Source organism: Solidesulfovibrio fructosivorans JJ] (genome assembly GCF_000179555.1).
Classification (GTDB): Bacteria; Desulfobacterota; Desulfovibrionia; order Desulfovibrionales; family Desulfovibrionaceae; genus Solidesulfovibrio; species Solidesulfovibrio fructosivorans.
Window position 1 is genome coordinate 31062 of the sequence record NZ_AECZ01000031.1, and the last position, 17912, is coordinate 48973.

A 17912-nucleotide genomic window follows, 5' to 3' on the forward strand; every position below is an offset into this window, starting at 1 on the left:
GGCAATCCGTCACGGACGCCGTTCAGCCGTGCGCAGGCGTTTCGCCGTCAGCTCGTAGTTGTCCTTGAACAGGTTTTCCTTGGGGTTGCAGCGAAGGGCCCGTTCGAAAAGGGGCAGGGCCTGGGCCGTACGGCCGAGCTTGTGCAGAGCCAAGCCCATGTTGTTGTAGGCGGCGCAAAAATCCGGACAGGTCGCCACCACGCGACGGTAGCCCTCCATGGCCCCGGAAAGATCCCCGCCCACGCGCCTGGATTCGGCGGTCTCGAAGGCGGCCTTGCAGGTCGCGGCCTTTTCGGGATCGGGCTGGCGGCTTTGGGCCAGACGCTTTTGGGTGAGCGCCGCGTTGTCCCGGTAGAGCCGCTCGTCCGGCGCGCATTTGACCGCCTCGTCGAACCAGGGCAGGGACTCGGCCGCGTAGCCCAGGGAGAAAAGCGAAGCCCCGACGTTGTTGTAGGCCTGGCAGGTGTCGGGACACAGGTTGAGCAGGGATTGGTAGTCGCGGATGGCCCCGGCGTGATCCCCCCCGCTCCGCTTGGCCGCAGCCTGCCGGCCGATGGCGGCGCAACGGGCGCGACGGTCGGCGTCGGCGGTTTGGGCGGTCGTGCGCACACGGTTGGCCTGCTCGCGCCGGGCGGCGGCCTGCCGGGCCAGACCGGCCTCGATACGCCGGGAAAGGTCCCGGGCCTTGCCGGCCAGGGCGGATGGCAAAGGCCCCGCCTCCCGGGCCGCGCGCAGGGCCGCGTCCGCGCCGGGAATATCCTTTTGGGCAAAGAGCTTTTCCGCCGTGGCCAGACGCGAGGCGGCCACGGCTTCCGCCCGCTTGCGAGCGGCCTGGATCTTGTCGCGCCAGCCGGCCAGGGCCGGCAGCTTGGGGTTGGCCTTTTCCGCCTCGGCCACCGCCCCGAGGGCCAAGTCATAGCGACCGGAGGCCAGTGCGTCCTTGGCCCGGGAAAGGGCTTCATTGGCCGCGTCGCGGGCGCGCACGAGCGCATCGCGCGTCGCGGTCGCCTTGGCGTTGTCCGGGACCAGGGCGATCAGGTCATTGAGAGCCAAAATCGCGCCGTCCGTATCGCCGGCGGCGTTGCGGCGCTCGGCCTCGGCCGCGAGCCCGGCCACGCGCCGGTCGCGGTCCACCCGATGGGCCAGGGCCGCCTGCAATTGCTTCAGGCGCTCATGGCGCGGGTTGATCCCGGACGCGGCGGAAAGAGCCGCCTTGGCGGCGTCGATCTTGCCGGCATCCAATGCCGCTTCGGCCCGGTCCTCGGCCGCACCGAGATGTTCCCTGGCCTGGGCCAGTTTTCTTTTGGTCGCGGCCGCGCCGGCGTGTTCGGGATCGAGGCGCGCCGCTTCGGTCAGCGTCGCCAACGCCCCGTCGGCATCCCCGGCGTTCCACTGGTCCCGGGCCCGGGCCAGCCGCTCGTCCATGCGCCAGGCCTTGTCCTTGCGGGCGGCGATGGCCCGCGTCAGTTCCGCGATGGCCGGGAACCGGGGGCATATGGCCCGCGCCTCGGCCAGCGCCTCGCCGGCGCTGTCGAAGCGTTTGGCCGCAAGATAGCTGGTGGACTGCTTGAGCGCCGCGATAAGCCTGTCGCGGTCGGCCACCATGCGCTCGCGCTCGGCCTTGGCCGCGGCATGGTTCGGATCGAGGGAAAGCGCCTGGCCGGTCAGCTTCAAGGCCCCGTCCACCGCGCCGGCATCCCATTTATCCCGGGCGGCGGCCAAAAGCCTCGCCACCCTGTCCAGGGTCTCGCGACGGGCGACGGCCGCCTGGCGCATGGCCCCGATGGCCTCGGCCCGGGGACATATCTTGGCTGCCTCGCCGAGCATGGCCGCCACTTCGCCGAAATCGTCCATGCCAAGGGCCGCGTCGGCCTTGGCCAACGTATCGTCCAGACGGGCCTTGTCGCGGCTTATGCGGTCGTAGGCGGTCAGGGCCGGGGCGTCACGGGGATTTTTGCGCACGGCCCGTCCGGCCGCTTCCAGGGCCCCCGCCGCGTCGCCGGCATCCCAGGCGTCGGCCGCCGCCCGGGTAAGCCTGTCCGTCTCGCGGGCGTTGGCCACGGCCGCATCGAGTTCTTCCTGGGAAACGGCAACAGTGAACCCGCCCTCGCCCCGGCCGAGAAGCAGGCCCCTGGCGTCGCGGATTTCCACCGAAGCCTTGCACGGCCCCACGGCGTCGCGCGAGGCCTCGATCTCCCGGCCGTCGGTCCCGCCCCGGGCCCGCGCCCCGGGACACAGGCTCCAGGCATAGGCCAACGGCGGATTGTGCGGAGACGGCGAAATCCGGGCCAAAAGCCGCACGTTTTGCCGCACGGCCACGCCCGAGGCCGCAACCGGCCCCTCGCCCTCGCGCCAAACCGTGGCCGGCGGCCCGGTGAGCCCCTTGTCGGCCACGGCGACGGCGTATTCCCTGGCCCGCACCCGGACCGTGGCCGCGCCCAAATCCGCCGTGTCGCCCGCGCCCGCGCCGGCCGTGGCCGACACATGCACGGGGACCTCCCCGGCGGCCGTCGGATAAAATGTCAGGCTGCGCTCGCCCACCCGCACCAGCTTGGCCGAGGCGGGCAGCGGGTCCCAGCGGAATTCCACCCCGTCGTGGACCGGAAAATCCCGAATGACGACCGTGGTCTCCTCGCCGACCAGCGGCGACGACGGCCTCACGCCGAGCGAAAAGGCCGGCTGGGCCACATCCAGCTCCACCGGGACGGATACCGCCGCCAGCCCTTCGGACGGACCGGACCGGGGCACGACCTCGACCCAGACCCGTTGACGGCCCGGGCGCAAAAAGACGGCCGTATTGGTGAACGGCCCTTCGGTTTCCAGAAACCGGGCTTCGGTGTCGGAACGCCAACGACAGACGTAGTCCCCCCGGTCCAGCTCCCGTTCGCCGTCGAAAATCCGGGCCGCGAACGAGGCCGCGCCGCCGACCCGCATGGTTCCGGCGGATGGCGCGCTTTTGACCAGCTCCACCCGGAATCCATGGGCGGCGTCGGTCTCCTCGCCCGGCGCGACCGGGGGCAACGGATCGGCCTGGGGCGGTTGCGGTTCGCGTACGGCGGCCTGGGCCGCGTCCGTGGCCAGGGCATCGGTTGCCGCCGCGACAAACCAGCATGGCGCGATGACGAGCAACACCAAGAGCAGTCGGACAAGGCGAACCGGGCGGAATTTCGTCACAAGTGCTTTCACGATGGCGCTTCCCTGCGTTTTCCAGGGATAAAGCAGCATTCGTGCCAGGAAAAATCGGCCGCCCCTCCCTAAGACTTGCGCCCGGACGGCCGAAGAGAACCGGGCAAGGAGTCCGCCATGAAAGACGCCGCCGTCCAACGCCACGAACAACCCGACCGCATTCTCGATATCCACCGGCCCGAACACGCCGCCCGCTTAAGCGAGGCCTTCGCCCGGGAACGCAACGAGGTCCAGGCCGCCCTGGCCGAACTGGGCACCATGCGCTACGCCGACAGGCCCTCCCGGGAGGAAACCGCCTTCGCCACCATGGAGCCCATGCCGGGACACAGCCTCATGGACCGGGCCCCGCGCGAGGTGCTGCGCCTTCGCGCCGCGCTTTTCCTCATCAGTTGCCACGAACATCGACGGAATTAGGGAGAGGGGAAGGGGGAGGAAGCAACCGGGGGGAAACTTTTCTGTAGAAAAGTTTCCCCCCGGGCCCCCTTTCAAAAGACTTTTAGTAGTTACAGAGTGTTATCGTTATCCACCCATAACCGTTAAAAGTTTTTGGGAGGGGAGAGCGCGAGAGGGGGACCCTTTTTTCAAAAAGGGTCCCCCTCTCGCACGTTCTTCTCTCAGCCCCAACTAACGTTTGAGACCCAAAATATCGAGCAGCACGGCGAAATCGAGGTTGGCGTTAATAAGCTGCGCGCCCTGGCGGATTTTGATTTCGTCGCGCAGTTTATGGCGCATCAGCAGGGTCTCCATTTTCTTGGCCACGGTGTAGGTATCCTCGCGCACCACGATGATGGGGATCTCCAGGACTTCGGAGCGGGTCAGGATGATGTCGTTGGGGTAAAGATTGCCGGTCAGCACCAGGCAGGGGCTGTCGCCCTCCAGGGCCACCAGGTGGACGTCGGAGCGGTCGCCGCCGACGATGATGGCGGAATTTTTTTGCCGGCGGAAATGGGTCATGAAGTTTTCCACCTGCATGGTGCCGATGAGAAAACTCTCCACGATGCGGTCGGCCTTGTGGTGGGCCGAAATGACTTTGCCGCCGAGGCGTTCGGCCAGATCCGAGACCTTGATCGCTCCCATGAGCGGGTCCTTGGGGATCACGCCGAGCACCCGGATACCCCGGTCGCGCAAAAAGGGCGCGATAAGCGTCTGGGTTTCGTCCAGGAAGTTCTGGGCCACGTCGTTTAGAATCACGCCGCCCAGGTGGTCGCCGAGCTGTTCCTTGAGCACGAGCAGGTAGTCGTAGTTGAGCTCCTTGGAATAGCGGTCGATGACCACGGCCGTGAGCCCCAGTTCGCGCACCACCCGCACGCCGTCGGCGTTGCAGTATTTGCCGGTGTGCATGCCGCCGGAGCCGCCGACAATGGTGATGTCCTTGCCGGCGGAGACTTTCTCGTAGGAATCGCGGATGAGCCCCATGACGTCGCCGGTCTGGTTGCGGAACGCCTTGACCTGGAAATCGTGGGAGGCGATGACCGGGGTCAGGGTCTCGGGTTCTTCGCTTGTGCGCAGGATGCGCTGGACGTGGTAGGCGTCGTCGTCCCAGAGCCGGCCGTCGATCTCGCGCGGCATGGCTCCCACGGGCTTGAGGTAGCCCACGGAGTAGCCTTCCTTCTGGAACCGGAGCCCAAGCCCCATGACCACCATATTTTTACCGGAATATCCGGCCGTCGCGCCAACATACAGTCCAGCCATGGCTGCCCTCCTGTGCGGCTCGTCCGCAGCCGCCGCACGTGGCGCCGATCACGGACGTCCTCGGCATAAAATGCCTGCCCCGGCCGGGATAATCAAGACAATTGGCCGGGGAGAGCGTAAAAACACGGTCACGTTCGGCCCGTGCCTTGGAAAGAACGCCCGAACGCGTTAGTATCGCTGCCCATGTCACGACCCGCCGCCATTTGGAGCCTGCAAAATGTCTGAACCCACCGCCCTGGAAAACGCCCTGGGGCATGTTTTCGTCCGTCCGGAACTGCTCACCACGGCGTTGACGCACAGTTCCTATGCCAATGAACGCGGCGAAGCCGCCAAGCACAACGAACGCCTGGAATTTTTAGGCGATGCGGTACTGGAGCTGTCCGTATCCGAGGAACTTTTCGCCCGTTTCCCGGAAGCGCCGGAAGGCGAACTGACGCTCCTGCGCTCCCAGCTCGTCAACGAATCGAGCCTGGCCGCCATGGCGTTGCGCCTGTCCCTGGAGGACCACATCCTGCTCGGCAAGGGGGAGGAGAATCAAGGGGGCCGGACCCGGCCGTCGCTATTAAGCGACGTCTTCGAGGCCGTCATCGGCGCGCTCTTTCTGGACGGGGGCTACGGGGTGGCCAAAAGCTTCGTGAACGCGACCTTCGCCGAGGTCTGGCCGGTCCGGTCCGTCGCGCCCAAAACCCGGGACTATAAAAGCCGGCTGCAGGAATACACCCAGAAGGTGCACAAGGCGCGCCCCGTCTACACCCTGCTCGACAGCGAAGGCCCGGAGCACGACAAGCGCTTCACCGTGCGCCTGGAGCTGCCGGATGGCCACGCGCTCACGGCCATGGAAAAAAGCGTGAAAAAAGCGGAGCAGATGGCCGCCAGACTGGCGCTGGAGAAAATCTCGGACGCCGCGGCGACCTGGTAGCCGGCCTGTCGCGGCGGCAGGGTCGGCGGCGCGTCCGCAAGCCGAAAGCTCCTCAGGCAAAGTGTCGTTTTCCCCGCCAGGGGCGCTTGGCGAAGCGGCGTCAATTCTTTGCCGCGACCGTCATCGAATCGTTTCGGACCAGGGAGGGACCGACGTCCTGCGGTCCTCGCCTCCCTGGCCCTTTTCCATTATGTACCCCGTCTCCGTCAGGCCTAGCCGCTGATCAGCTGCATGGCCATCTTCGGCAGCGAGTTGGCCTGGGACAACATGGCCACCGCCGACTGGGTAAGAATCTGGTTGCGCACGAAGTTGGTCATTTCCGTGGCCACGTCCACGTCGGAAATCTGGGATTCGGCCGATTGCAGGTTCTCGGCCTGGATCTGCAGGTTGGAAATGGTGTTTTCCAGACGGTTCTGCAACGCGCCCAGGTTGGCCCGGATCTTGTCCTTGGACACGATGGCCGTCTGGATGGCGTCGAGGGCCTTCTGGGCCATCTCCTGGGTGGAAATGCTGCGGCCGGAGGTGCCCGCCGCCGCGCCCATGCCCACGCCAAGAGCGGAAGCCGTGGAGTTGCCGATCCGGACGTAGTAATAGTCCTCGGCGCTGGAGTTGCCGGTGCCGAAGTGGACCTTGAGCTTGCCCACGGAATTGATGCCCGCGCCATCGTAGTTGGCGCCGGAGAGGTTGCCGTTCAAAAGATAAATGCCGTTGAAGTCGGTCGCCATGGCGATTCGGGTGATTTCCGATGCCATGGCCTGGTATTCGGAGTCGATGATGAGGCGCTGGTCCGAGGTGTAGGTGCCGGTGGCGGCCTGTTCGGCCAGTTCCTTCATGCGGATGAGCTTTTCGTCCACGACCTGGAGCGCGCCGTCGGCGGTCTGGATCATGGAGATGGCGTCGTTGGCGTTGCGCACACCCTGGTTGAGGGTGGCGACGTCGGAGCGCATGAGCTCGCGAATGGCCAGGCCGGCGGCGTCGTCGGCGGCGGTATTGATGCGAAGCCCCGAAGACAATCGCTGGGTCGAAGTCGCCAGGGCGCCGTAGGAATGGGACAGGTTCCTCGCGGCATTCATCGCCATCATGTTATTGTTGATGGTCAGGGCCATAAAAACCTCCTTGTTGCAACCAGACGTTCCTTGTTGGTTTTGCTGAAATTAAGCAGACACCGTACCAACACTCATTTCCAAATAAATAACAGCGAGATAGACATTCAATTCAAGAATACGGGAAAAAAATGCCCCCACGAAAGTCAATTCTCCCGCGCTGTTGACAAACCCGGGCCGCCAAGACCGGGACGAAGGCAGGGCAAGCTTTTCCGCCCCGAGCGCCGCAAGAAAGGGAAAAGGCCGCCCCTGGACGGGAGCGGCCTTTTTGCGGACGAGGAGGAGGAACGGGGCTAGCGCTTGAGCTGGATGATCTCCGAGAGCATTGTGTCCACGGTGGTGATGGTCTTGCTGTTGCCTTCGAAACCGCGCTGGGTCACGATCATGCTGACCATCTCCGCGGCCATGTCCACGTTGGAGGATTCCAGGGTGTTGCCGGAGATGGAGCCCACGGAGCCGCTGTTCGGCCGGTTGGTCGTCCCCTCGCCGGACTCCAGGGTGGCGGTGTAGAGACTGTTGCCGGCGTTATTGAGCCCTTGCAGGTTGGTGAAGTTGGCCAGGGCCAGCACCCACAGTTGGAGGCTCACGCCGTTGGAGAAGGTGCCGGTCAGCACGCCGTCGCTGTCCACCGAGACGCTGGTCAAAAGGCCGGCGGTGTAGCCGTTTTGCGAGGTGAACACCGTGGAGGAGGACGTGGCGTAGTTGGTGGTCACGTTGCTGTTGATCTTCAGCTGCGCCGGGTTGAAGGACCCGAGCGTGGTCATGTCGGTCGGGTCGATGTCGCCCAGGGTGGTGCCGGTGGCCCAGCCCGTGGTGCAGCGCATACCGAGATTGAGCGAGATGCTGGTGGCGTTGCCCTGGTCCGTGAAGCTGCCGTTGGAAACGGACTTGAAGTTGGCCGTGAACTCCGGATAGCCGCTGGAAGAGATGTTGGCCACGCTCCACAGATTCGAGTTGAAAGCGCCGGCGGTGGCGTTGCTGGCCTTGAGCGTATAGGCGCTCATATTTTCCATCGAGCCCGATGAGTCGAAGGTCATGGTGCCTACCATGAGCAGACCGGCCATCTGCGTGCCCGCTAAGGCATTGCTCAGGAGGTCCACCCGACCATCCTCCGCCGGGTCGCAGGTCACGGAGTATTCCCAGTATTCCTTGCCGTTGTCGTTCTTTATCTTGTCGTAATACACGGTCAGGGTATGGGGTGAGCCGTTGGCGTCGTAGACCTTGACGGTGGTCTGGTAGTCGTAGGCGGTGGAGGCCATGGCCGGATCCTTGGTGCCGTCCCAGGAGGCGCTCATGGCGTAGAAGCTCCCGCCGGAGGCGAGGTTGCGCGTGGTGGCGCTGACGGAATCGGAATCCAGGTTGGTGATGACCGTGGTGCTGGTCGTGGCCTTGGCCGGGCTGGAGTACGAGTCGAGAACGATGTCCCGGATCTGCCCGGTGATCGGGGTGCTGCTCAGGGTCGTGCCCGAGGCGGTGGCGGTGTCGATCTTGTCCTGGTCCACCTTCCAGCCCTGCACGGCCAGTCCGGTGGTGCTCGACAGGTAGCCGTTCTCGTCGAAGTGGAAGTCGCCGGCCCGGGTATAATACATGGTCTGGTTGCCGGTATTGAGCATCTTGCCGTTGGAGCCCACCGAGCTCTTCTGCTTGACCATGAAAAAGCCGTTGCCGTTGATGGCCATGTCGGTGTTCGTGCCCGTGATCTCGAGGCCGCCTTGCGAGTAATCCGTCACCACGGAACCGACGCGCACGCCGCGCCCGACCTGGTCCACACCCGAAGCCGTGCCGATGGTCGCGCTCATGAGCGTCACGAAATCCGTCCGCGCCGACTTGAAGCCGTAGGTATTCACGTTGGCCAGGTTATTGCCGATACTGGTCATCTTCGTCGAGTTGGCCATCAGACCGGACACTCCCGACCACATGGCGGTATTTAATCCAACGCCCATATAAACCTCCTCCTTTCGTCCCGTGTCTACGCGGCTAGGAGCTCGAATCGCTGCCTGAGTTACTGCCCGAATCCTTGCCCGAATCGCTGTCGTTCGACGATGTCTTGTCGATCACATTGGTGATGTCGCCGAAGGCCACGTACCGATTGCCGCCGATATTGAGGTAGTACGTTCCGTTTTGCTGGGTGACGCCGACCACGGTGCCTGTCATGGTGCTCGACACCTTCATGACTTCGCTGTCGGCGTTGGTGGCGGTCACCGCGACCCGGTACTGGCCGTCGTCACAGACGTTGCCGTCGTGATCCTTGCCGTCCCAGGTAAATTCCACTTCACCGGCTTTCTTTGCGTCAAGATCCACGGTGCGCACGATGGTGCCCGCGCTGTCGAGCACGTTGACGAGGCAGGTGCTCGCATCCTCGGGCAGGGTGAAGGTCACGGGAGTGGCCTTGCCCTTGGTGAGGCTCACGGCTTCGCCGTTGGCCTCGATGGTCTTGCCGATGAAATTGACCGCCCCCATGACCTGCGACTGCGTGTTGAGGTCGGCCAGTTTGTCGATGCCGGTATTGATCTCGGTGAGTTGCTCGAGGCTGGAGAACTGGGCCAACTCGGCCACGAAGTCCTTGTCGTCCATGGGGCTCAGGGGATCCTGATACTGCAACTGGGTCACAAGCAGTTGCAGAAAGGCGTCCTGGCCGAGGCTGGCCGCGCCTGTCTTCGATGTGGTCGACGTGGTCGACGTATCGGCGCCGAGGATGCTGCTGACGTAACTCATGGCTATGCTCCGTTGTTACGCGAAAAGGTCGAGCCCGGAGGCGGCGGATGTCGCGGCCTGGGGCACGAATCCCGAAGCGTCGGCGTCCAGGGCGATGCCGCCGCCGGACCGGGCCAGACGCTGGGAGGAACGCATCCGTTCCATGGCCTCGCGCTGTTCACGGGCCTGGTTGTGCTGTTCGGGACTTTGCCAGGCGCTCTGGTTGTCCTGGGAAACGCCGGTCTGCACCTCGAGCTTGGTCACCTTGAACCCCTGGTCCTCCAGGGTCTTCTTGATGTGCGCCGCCTGATCGTGCAGCATGGCGGCCGTGTCGGTATTGTCGGCCTTGATGATCGCCTTGACTTCCTTGTCCTTGACCGTCAGCGTGACGCTCAGCTTGCCGAGTTCGTCGGGCGAAAGATTGAGGGTCAGCTGCTTGGTGTCCTGGCCGACGTTGCGCAAAATACCGGTTTCGAGTTGGCGCGCGGCCCGAGCCGCCAGGGCGGCGTCAAAGGGCTTGGCCGCGGACGCCCGGTTCGAACCGGCGACCGCGTCCATGGCGGCCATGGTCTGGGAGGTATTGCTTCCCGCGCCGGTGGCGGCCTGCCCGCCGGACTTGTCCACCCGCACCTTGCTCCAAAATTCTCCCCAGCCGCCTTCCTGGTCGCCGTGCTCGAACGAGCCGCCCGCGCCGCCGCCCTGCTGCCCGCCGGAGGATCCGCCGGTGTTGCCGGAGGCCGCGTTGCCGACCCCGAACTGGGGCGCGGACGCCGCTTGCTTGTGCGAAACCTGGGATTGCGGGGCCGCGTCGCCCGAAGAAGAAGAAGAAGAAGCGGTCTGCGCGTCGCCGCCGGCCGTCGCGTTCAGGCTGCCGGTCGCGGCCGCCTGCGCGGTGGCCACCGCGCCGGCCTTGCCGTGCAGCTCGGACGCCGGCGCCTGGGCGCCATGTCCGGCGCCGCGCGCATCCTGATGGACCTGGCGCGCCTGGGTCTGCTGGCTCTGGACGTCCTGGCCCTGGACCCGCTGACCCTGACCGTCCTTGGGCAGGGGCGAGGTGCCGGCGTCGGGCACATCGGCCAACACGTCGATGCCGGGCTGGCTGGCCGTGGGCACGTCCTGGGCCTTGGCCTTCTTTTCGCCGCCCATGGCCACGACCTGGGCGGCCTTGCGGGCCACGTCATCCTGATGCAGGTCGGAGCTGATCTTGGTCTGCTGGCGCTGCCAAGCCTTGTCCAACACCACCGAAGCGGCCTGGCGAAAAGCCTGCATGGACTGCGCTTCCTGGCCCAGCTGGGACAACACTTCGTTCTTGACCAGACCGAAGGCCGTGCGCAGGCCCTGGCCGGACAGCCCGGATTCGGCATTGGACTGGTCGAACAGGGCGGTCAGGCGCTTCTGGGCGGCCTCGGACAGGTTCATGGTCCGGCCGAGGGTGGACATTTCGGAAGAGCTGAGGCTGACGGAATCATTGTCGCCGAGGCTCGCCACCTTGTCGCTGATCTTGGACCAGACGCCGTTGGCCTCGCCCTTGCCGAGCGCGTCCACCATGGATTGCGACTCGTCGGCGGTAAAGCCGAGCTTGCCGAAAAGACCGAGCAACTGGACCGTATCCTCGTTGGACACTTCCTTCTTCTCGTTGCTCTCGGTCTTGGAAATCTTCTTCTTCACCTCGTGCATCATTTCGCCCCAGGTCAGGCCCTCCGGACTCTCGGCCTTTTGCTCCATGGCGGCGAATTCGTCTTCGGAAAAGCCCTGCTCCACCAAGTCGTCGTGCAGGGCGGCAACATCTTCCCTGGTCATGGGCAGATTCATCAAATCCTGCCGACTTGGCGTGTTGGCCGCTTCCATGGGATCGGTGACGGTGGTGGTGGCGGAAGCCGAGGAAGCGACCGACGAGACTTGGTTCGCTTCCGTAGAGCTTCGGGCGCTTTGCAGCATGCTGGCAAACATCGCGGACTGACGCGAGGTGAGCGCGGCATTTTGCTGCGTGGCGTCCGCGGCGGCCTGCGCGCGGGTGGTGACAAGCGGAAGAATCTGCATACCGGGCCTCCTGACGCCTGGTATTGTTCAAGTCTCGTTCCAATTTGAAAAAGGGAGCATTGGCGCGAGGTTGCCGAATTGAAAGGAAACGAACAGGGAGTTTTTTTCCGCCTTGCCGGGCCGAGAGCCTCCGGGGCCCTAAACGGGCGAAGCGGGACACGGCCGGACGGGCCGGCGATCAGGATCTGGAGACGAGGGAAGCGGTGCGCTCGAGCAAGGCCAGGGCGCGCAGGCGCGAAGCCCGGTCGCCGTCGGCGTTTTGCAGCAGACGCTCGACGAATCCGGCCAGAGGCCGCACCACCGGGGCAAAGGCCGCGGCGAACCCGGCATCGGGCACGTCCCCCTGGCGGGCCTGCCGGGCAAGGCGCGCCCCAAGAACGGCCAGCCCCCGGGACAGGGCGGCGAGGAGCCGAGGATGGGCGGCGGCCAGGACGGCCAGGGCGGTCCGGGGCTCGGCCGCGTCAAAGGCTCCGAGCAGCCAGCCGAACTGGGCCCGCCAAAAGGCTCCCAGCGCCTCCCGGGCGTCGGGGAGCTCCTTCCGGCAAAGAGGCGTCAGGCCGTAAAGCCCCAGGTCGTCGCGGCCGGTGGCGAGCAGTTCGTAGCCGGGGACCACCGCCCCGGCCAGCCGGTCCGCTTCGCCCCGGGCCAGCCGGGAGGCCACGTAGGCCACCCGGGCCGCGTCCAGGCGCTCCCGGCAAAACGGCCGCTCCCGCACACAGCCCCAGCAGCCCCGGCAGGACATGCGGGGCCGCAGCACGAAATGGCCGGGCTGGTACGGACCGGTTTCGTAGGCGCTGACCGGCCCGATGGAGATGTTGAGCGTGCGCAGTCCGGTCCAGGCGGCCAGATGCATGGGGCCGGTGTCCGGGGTGACGAGCAGGGAGAGTTCCTGGCCGAGCACGGCCAGCTCCATGAGCCCCAGCTTCCCGCACAGGTCGCAGACCGGAATGCCGGCGTGTCTTGCCGCCTCGGCCCCGAGCGCGACCTCGCCCGGACCGCCAAGGAGCACCGGCAAAAGCCCCCGCCGGGCCAGTTCGCGGCAAAGCGCCCCGGCAAAGGCCGCGGACGGCCGCTTGTCGCGCTCGCTTGCGCCCACGAACACCCCGACCTTGGACCGGTCGGGCCGGCCGCCGCGCGGCTCGGGCCAGGCCGTGGCCGCCATGTCGCGGACCGGGATCAGGTCCAGGGCGTTGAGTTCGGCCCAATGGAAACGGTTGTGGCGGTTGTTGCCGACCACCGAAGCCCGGTAGAGCTGCCAGTCGCCGGCCACCCGCACCACGCCGGCCGCGTCCGCGACCGGGCCGAGGGTCGTTTCGGCCGGGATCAGGCCGGCCAATCGGGCCGCCTCGGGCCGGATGCTCAGGTTTACGACCAGGGCGTGTTCGCGCCGGGCCAGCTCCCCTCCCCGCGCAAGCGGCCAGTAGTCGGCCGGGGGACTCAGCGGGGCCAGAGGCGCGGCGAAATCGGGCTCGGCCACCACTGTGACCGGGTGGCCGGGATAGCGCCGGGCCAGCCACAAAAGCAACGGATAGGTGAGGATCAAATCCCCCATGCGCTGGGTCTGGAGCACGGCGATGGGGAGCTTTTCAGCCGACACGGCCGCCCTCCGCGACGCGCCACAGGGCCGCCGTTTCCGGCGCGATGCGCCCCATGCCGGTCAGGATCTCCGCCTTGGCGGCGCAGTCGGCGGCCAGGGCGGCAAACGCCGTTTCGGCGGCGGCGGCGAACTGCCCATCGTCATATTTGTGGTGGAGCTTGAACTGGTTGGCGAAGCCCGAGCCGTACTGCTTGCCGCCCTGGCCCGAGGCCGCGCCCGTGGCCTTGGCGTGGACCACCCGCAAATGGCCCTGGCACACGGCCGGCCGGCCGGCGAGCAGCTGGCGCAGGTCCATATCCAGGTCATCGTACTGGGTGGGGGAAAAGCGCAGGTCGAAGCCGCCGAGATCGGCCAAAACGGGAGCGCGAAACAGATGGCAGCAGCCCGTGACCGAAGCGCACGGCCGGCAGACGCCGTACGCGCCGTCATCGGCCGTGGCCAGCCAGGGACGGGCCAGGTCGAATCCCCTGCCCCACTCCCCCTGCAAGCGCGGCGTGGGGATCAGGTGCGTGTCCGCGCTTTGGACGAAATGCGGGCTGCCGATGCCCCGGATCATCGCGCCCCACACGCCCGCCCCGGGCTGAGCGGCAACGGCCGCGCCGAACCGCCCCAGCCAGTCCGGCGGGGGCAAGGCGTCGTCGTCGAAAAAGACCGCGAAATCGGCGCTTCGGGTCCCGGGCAAAGCGGCCAGCCAGTTGCGGGCGGCGGGCGCGCCGATATTGACGGGAAGCGCCACGACATCCATGCGCCCGGCCATGCGCTCGCGCCAGCCGGACAGCAGCGCGGCCGTGTCGTCGCCCGAGCCGTTGTCCAGCACCGTCAGCCGCGCCCCGCCGGCGGCAAAGGTCCAGTCGGTCCGGGACAGGGCGTCCAGGGTGCGGTCCAGCAGCCGGGCGTTATTAAAGGAATAGACCAATACCGCGACCGAGCCGGGGAGAGAATCGGTGCGCCAATCGAAGCCGGCGGCCAGATCGTGCAGCCGGGCCAGTCCCAAGGCGTCGAAGGGCCGGGCCGAAACCGCCCGGGAAAGCGCGGCCAGCCCCCCTTCCCGGTCCCCGCCGGCAAAAAGCGCCTCGGCCAGACGCTTGTCCACGGCCGGCGTCGGCAGGGCGCGTCGCAAAAGCGCCGCCGCCTCCCCGGCCCGTCCGGCAAAAAGGGCCAGCTCGCCGGCCACCTGCCGCCCAAGCGGCGCAAGCGGCTCCGGGAGCGCGGCCATGCGGGCGATCGCCCCGTCAAAATCCCCGACCATGGGAGCCAGGCAGGCGATCCTGTGGGCCAAGCCGGGATCTTCCGGGGCCTTCCCTTGCCGGGTCAGCAGATAAGCCAGCATTTTGGCCGTCTCGCGCCTGGCGGCCAGACGCTCGAAATACGGCTCGGGCACGCTTTTCCCGGCATATGCGGCCACATGGGCCGCAAGCACAGCCGTCTCGGGCGGCAGAAAAGCACGGGCGGCATCGCGGGCCGCGAGCACCGCCGCCGCCTCGGGCCAAAGCGGCGCGTCCCGCCACACGGCCAGGGCCAGGGCGTCGGCCAGAAGCGCACAGCCGTCCCCGGCGGCCATGGCCGCGTCCCGGGCCGCAGCCAATCCCGGACCGCGCCCGCCGACGAGCAGCAGGCGGCGGACCGTTTCCGGCAACCGGGCAAACGGCTCCTGGCCCGTCCGCATCAGGCGCCGCCCCCGAAGGTCTGGCGCATGACGGCGAAAAGCTCGGTCATGCGCCTGGGATAGGTGTGCTCGGCCAGCACCCGGCGGCGGCCGGCCGCGGCAATGGCCCGCCGGGCGGCGGGATCGGCCAGGTAGCGGGCGAGGAGTTCGGGAATCTCCTTGGCATCATTATATATGGCCACCTCGCGGCCGGGCTCGAAAAGCCGCTCCATCTGGGCCCGCGCGTCGGTGAGGAGAAACGCGCCGCAGGCCGGCACGTCGAAGACGCGCTGGTTGACCGCGCCCTTCATCTGCAGGCTGGTGGCGTTGAAATTGACCTCGGAGAGCGGATAAAAAAGCGGCAACTGGTTGTAGTAAGCCAGCTCCGGCTGGTAGCGCCAGTCCGTTCCCTCGCCGTCAAAGGTGTCGCGCCAGCCGGGATCGCCGACAAGCAGCGGCTTGTGCGCCATGGTGCGCGAAACGCAGTCGGCCCGGTAGCGGCGGGTGGATTCCCAGATCACGGCCGTCTCGAAGGCCAGGCCCCGCTCCACGGTCCCAAGGGCCGCATAGGCCGGCAACAGATCGGGACGGGCCTCGGCCATGTAGGCGCGCACCAGTCGGTGGCGCGACGCGCCGAACCCGGCGGCCAGTTCGCCAAAGGCGTCGAGCAGCGCCTTCGGCGGTCTGGCGGCGGCCAGGCGCAAGGCGGTCTTGACGCGCATGGAATTGCCGACGAAAGACACCCGCGCCCGCCAGGGATGGTCCGCCGGCTCGGGCGGACGCGGCGCGAAACGCGTCTCGTCGGCGGCCAGCGGCAGATAATGCACGTGGGGAAACCCGGCCGCGACAAGCGGTTCAATGCTGTCCACGTCCCAGGTGAAAAGGACCGTGTCTTCCGTCGCCGCCGGGGCATAGAGCGGCAGGGTCAGCTCCGGGCTGTCCACGAACCACGAGGCCAAGGGCAGGCGCATCTCGGCGAGCAAGGCAAGCAGCACACCCTCGCGGTCCACGCCCAGGTGGTTGACGGTCAGCAGGAAATCCGGGCGGAATTCGGCCACCGCCCCGCGCACCATGGCCACGAAGGCGTCGAGGTCCATGCTGTCGCCGGTTTCGAGATACCGGCACGGCGCGCCAAGCCGCTCGCAAGCGGCCGTCACCTCGCCCAAAAGGAACAACCGGCTGGTCAGGCACAGCACCCGGGGCGGCTTTTGACGGAAAAGCGGCCTTCGGGAACCTGGCGTGGCGGCATGCCGGGAATGCACCATGACGCCCCGTCAGGCGCAAACGGCGGCCAGGGCGGTTTCGTCGGCGAGAATCTGGAAGAACTGGAGCAACTGGACCAGCCCCAGGGTCTTTTCAACGGGTTTGCTCAGCCGATAGAGGTAGAAAGACCGCCCGGCGCTGCGCATCCGGGTGTTGACCGACACCAGAAAGCCGATGCCGGAGGAATCCATGAACGTGACGTCGGAAAGGTCGATGACGACCGTGCCCACGCTGTTCCCGTCGAGTTCCGCGTCCAGGCGGCGCTTGAGATCCCCTGTGATCTCCAGGGTTATTTCGCCGACGTAGCGCAGCATCAAGGCGTTTCCGACATGCGTGAGGGTCAGCTTTTCCACCGCGTCGTCCCTATGTCCTTATGGATGAAGACCACGTTTTCGCCGTCCCGCCGATGTACCCGGCAGTGCGTCGAGAGCATGCGCATAATATAAAGGCCCCGGCCGCCTTCGGAATCCGGCCCCGGATTCTCGAAGCGGGCGCCCGAGGCGAATCCCTTGCCCCAATCGACGATCTCGAGCTCCACCCACTCCTTCGGCAGCACGGCCAGCCGGACTTCCACCCGGCCCGGGTTCCCGCCGTAAGCATGCCGGCAGACATTGGCGCAGGCCTCGGTCAGGATGATGTCGAGGTCGTGCAAGGCGTCGACATCGGCCAGATGCTCGCGGGCCAGATACTCCACCACGTCCTTGGCCAGCCGACGGCTGTCGCCAGGATGGGAGATGGCGCCAAAGACCTTGTGAATCACCGGCTGTTTCAAAATCCCGCTCCGGATGGCTTGCGGCCGCTTGCCGCGTGTGGGCCCGATTACGCTTTGCGCTGAAACCTCAAGCGCCGTCAAGAGGCCGGGATGCCCCAAAGGTCGCGCTGTCGAGGGGAATGGTCACAGGCCCCCAGTTGACAAGGGAAACATCCATGTCCGCGCCGAAGACGCCGGAAGCCACCCGCCCGGGCAACACTTGCCCGGCCAGGACGAGCAACCGGTCATAGAGCGCCGCCGCCACATCCGGCGGGGCGGCGGCGGAAAAGGACGGCCGGCGGCCCTTGCGACAGGCGGCGTAGAGCGTGAACTGCGACACCAGCAAAAGCTCCCCGCCGGCCTCGCGCAGGCTGACATCGAACTTGCCGGCGGCATCGGGAAAAATGCGCAGATCGCAGAGCTTCCCGAGCATCGCCCGGCACACCGGACCATCGGCAAAATCCGGGCCGTCATCCCGCCCAAAGCCCACCAAGGCCAAAATACCCGGGCCGATGGCGGCCACGCCCTTCCCGTCCACCGTCACCGAGGCCCGCCGCGCCCGCTGGAGCAAAAGCCGCACCCTCAATACTCCATATAGGTCGCCTTGCTGGCTTCCTTTTCCAGAACCGACACGCTCACCAGCCGGGCCGCCTCGCCTTCCAACGCCCCCTCCAACTTCCGGTAAATATACCGGGCCAGATTCTCGGACGAAGGATTCTCCACGTCAAACGGCGGCACCTCATTTAAATGATGGTGATCCAGGGGGGCCAAGATCTCTCGCAAAGCACCTCGCAATCGCTTGAAATCCATCAAATACTCGACCTTCGGATCCAGCCGCTCGCCCTCCACCACCGCCTCGACGCCAAAATTGTGGCCATGCAAATTCTCGCACGGCCCCTCGTAGCCCCGCAGACAATGCGAAGCGCTAAACGACTCCGTCACCGTCAACCGCCATATCCCACGTTTACTCATAGAAATTCCTTTGGGAGAGGAGGGAGAACTGGGGGAGGGGACCCCTTTTT

General features: G+C 66.4%; 15 protein-coding genes. 2 read left to right on the top strand and 13 right to left on the bottom strand.

Going from position 1 to position 17912, the window contains the following annotated elements; genetic code table 11:
- Nucleotides 1-9 precede the first annotated feature (9 nt).
- The gene (locus DESFRDRAFT_RS16820) at nt 10-3186 is read right to left on the bottom strand and encodes a tetratricopeptide repeat protein (protein ID WP_233489640.1); all 3177 of its coding nucleotides are present in this window, start codon (nt 3184-3186) and stop codon (nt 10-12) included.
- A 117-nt stretch (nt 3187-3303) separates the two neighbouring features.
- On the opposite strand from DESFRDRAFT_RS16820, the gene DESFRDRAFT_RS16825 reads away from it, so the two are divergent.
- The gene (locus DESFRDRAFT_RS16825; RefSeq protein WP_005995935.1) at nt 3304-3600 is read left to right on the top strand and encodes a hypothetical protein; all 297 of its coding nucleotides are present in this window, start codon (nt 3304-3306) and stop codon (nt 3598-3600) included.
- A gap of 210 nt (nt 3601-3810) precedes the next feature.
- Here the strand turns inward: DESFRDRAFT_RS16825 and DESFRDRAFT_RS16830 are convergent, their stop codons facing one another.
- The gene (locus tag DESFRDRAFT_RS16830; protein ID WP_005995937.1) at nt 3811-4878 is read right to left on the bottom strand and encodes a phosphotransacetylase family protein; all 1068 of its coding nucleotides are present in this window, start codon (nt 4876-4878) and stop codon (nt 3811-3813) included.
- Nucleotides 4879-5095: 217 nt separating this feature from the next.
- Here DESFRDRAFT_RS16830 and rnc point away from each other — a divergent pair, with 217 nt between their 5' ends.
- Nucleotides 5096-5797: a ribonuclease III gene (gene rnc / locus DESFRDRAFT_RS16835; RefSeq protein ID WP_005995939.1), complete on the top strand. Its 702-nt coding sequence runs from the start codon at nt 5096-5098 to the stop codon at nt 5795-5797.
- A 212-nt stretch (nt 5798-6009) separates the two neighbouring features.
- Here rnc and DESFRDRAFT_RS16840 read toward each other — a convergent pair whose 3' ends face one another.
- The 11 genes from DESFRDRAFT_RS16840 to queD form a co-directional block, all read right to left on the bottom strand.
- On the bottom strand, nt 6010-6903 hold the full coding sequence (locus tag DESFRDRAFT_RS16840) for a flagellin N-terminal helical domain-containing protein (RefSeq protein WP_005995940.1): 894 nt from the start codon (nt 6901-6903) through the stop codon (nt 6010-6012).
- Between the two features lie 290 nt (nt 6904-7193).
- A complete protein-coding gene (locus tag DESFRDRAFT_RS16845) occupies nt 7194-8843 on the bottom strand; it encodes a flagellar hook protein FlgE (protein WP_005995941.1) in 1650 nt (549 codons plus the stop codon).
- A 34-nt stretch (nt 8844-8877) separates the two neighbouring features.
- A complete protein-coding gene (locus tag DESFRDRAFT_RS16850) occupies nt 8878-9615 on the bottom strand; it encodes a flagellar hook assembly protein FlgD (RefSeq protein ID WP_005995942.1) in 738 nt (245 codons plus the stop codon).
- Nucleotides 9616-9630: 15 nt separating this feature from the next.
- Nucleotides 9631-11634 (bottom strand): flagellar hook-length control protein FliK, encoded by a 2004-nt coding sequence (locus tag DESFRDRAFT_RS16855; protein WP_005995943.1) that lies wholly within the window; start codon nt 11632-11634, stop codon nt 9631-9633.
- 178 nt (nt 11635-11812) lie between these two features.
- Nucleotides 11813-13231 carry a glycosyltransferase family 9 protein gene (locus DESFRDRAFT_RS16860; protein WP_005995944.1) on the bottom strand — a complete coding sequence of 473 codons (1419 nt, stop codon included), beginning with the start codon at nt 13229-13231 and terminating at the stop codon, nt 11813-11815.
- Nucleotides 13221-14897 (bottom strand): glycosyltransferase, encoded by a 1677-nt coding sequence (locus DESFRDRAFT_RS16865; protein ID WP_005995945.1) that lies wholly within the window; start codon nt 14895-14897, stop codon nt 13221-13223. Before DESFRDRAFT_RS16865 ends, DESFRDRAFT_RS16860 begins: the two co-directional genes overlap by 11 nt.
- A complete protein-coding gene (locus DESFRDRAFT_RS16870; RefSeq protein ID WP_005995946.1) occupies nt 14897-16141 on the bottom strand; it encodes a CgeB family protein in 1245 nt (414 codons plus the stop codon). Before DESFRDRAFT_RS16870 ends, DESFRDRAFT_RS16865 begins: the two co-directional genes overlap by 1 nt.
- A gap of 9 nt (nt 16142-16150) precedes the next feature.
- Complete coding sequence (locus DESFRDRAFT_RS16875) at nt 16151-16492, bottom strand: STAS domain-containing protein (RefSeq protein WP_005995947.1); 342 nt, start codon at nt 16490-16492, stop codon at nt 16151-16153.
- The gene (locus DESFRDRAFT_RS16880; protein WP_005995948.1) at nt 16480-16911 is read right to left on the bottom strand and encodes an ATP-binding protein; all 432 of its coding nucleotides are present in this window, start codon (nt 16909-16911) and stop codon (nt 16480-16482) included. Before DESFRDRAFT_RS16880 ends, DESFRDRAFT_RS16875 begins: the two co-directional genes overlap by 13 nt.
- A 67-nt stretch (nt 16912-16978) precedes the next feature.
- Nucleotides 16979-17470: a D-aminoacyl-tRNA deacylase gene (gene dtd / locus DESFRDRAFT_RS16885; protein ID WP_005995950.1), complete on the bottom strand. Its 492-nt coding sequence runs from the start codon at nt 17468-17470 to the stop codon at nt 16979-16981.
- A 2-nt stretch (nt 17471-17472) separates the two neighbouring features.
- Nucleotides 17473-17862 carry a 6-carboxytetrahydropterin synthase QueD gene (gene queD / locus DESFRDRAFT_RS16890; protein WP_005995952.1) on the bottom strand — a complete coding sequence of 130 codons (390 nt, stop codon included), beginning with the start codon at nt 17860-17862 and terminating at the stop codon, nt 17473-17475.
- Nucleotides 17863-17912: the final 50 nt, after the last annotated feature.

What these genes read in the sequence shown, in the direction of transcription:
- DESFRDRAFT_RS16865 (WP_005995945.1), bottom strand. Translation starts at nt 14,897, where the DNA reads ATGCGGACGGGCCAGGAGCCGTTTGCCCGGTTGCCGGAAACGGTCCGC.
- DESFRDRAFT_RS16850 (WP_005995942.1), bottom strand. Translation starts at nt 9,615, where the DNA reads ATGAGTTACGTCAGCAGCATCCTCGGCGCCGATACGTCGACCACGTCG.
- DESFRDRAFT_RS16840 (WP_005995940.1), bottom strand. Translation starts at nt 6,903, where the DNA reads ATGGCCCTGACCATCAACAATAACATGATGGCGATGAATGCCGCGAGG.
- DESFRDRAFT_RS16845 (WP_005995941.1), bottom strand. Translation starts at nt 8,843, where the DNA reads ATGGGCGTTGGATTAAATACCGCCATGTGGTCGGGAGTGTCCGGTCTG.
- DESFRDRAFT_RS16825 (WP_005995935.1), top strand. Translation starts at nt 3,304, where the DNA reads ATGAAAGACGCCGCCGTCCAACGCCACGAACAACCCGACCGCATTCTC.
- DESFRDRAFT_RS16830 (WP_005995937.1), bottom strand. Translation starts at nt 4,878, where the DNA reads ATGGCTGGACTGTATGTTGGCGCGACGGCCGGATATTCCGGTAAAAAT.
- DESFRDRAFT_RS16855 (WP_005995943.1), bottom strand. Translation starts at nt 11,634, where the DNA reads ATGCAGATTCTTCCGCTTGTCACCACCCGCGCGCAGGCCGCCGCGGAC.
- rnc (WP_005995939.1), top strand. Translation starts at nt 5,096, where the DNA reads ATGTCTGAACCCACCGCCCTGGAAAACGCCCTGGGGCATGTTTTCGTC.
- DESFRDRAFT_RS16870 (WP_005995946.1), bottom strand. Translation starts at nt 16,141, where the DNA reads ATGGTGCATTCCCGGCATGCCGCCACGCCAGGTTCCCGAAGGCCGCTT.
- queD (WP_005995952.1), bottom strand. Translation starts at nt 17,862, where the DNA reads ATGAGTAAACGTGGGATATGGCGGTTGACGGTGACGGAGTCGTTTAGC.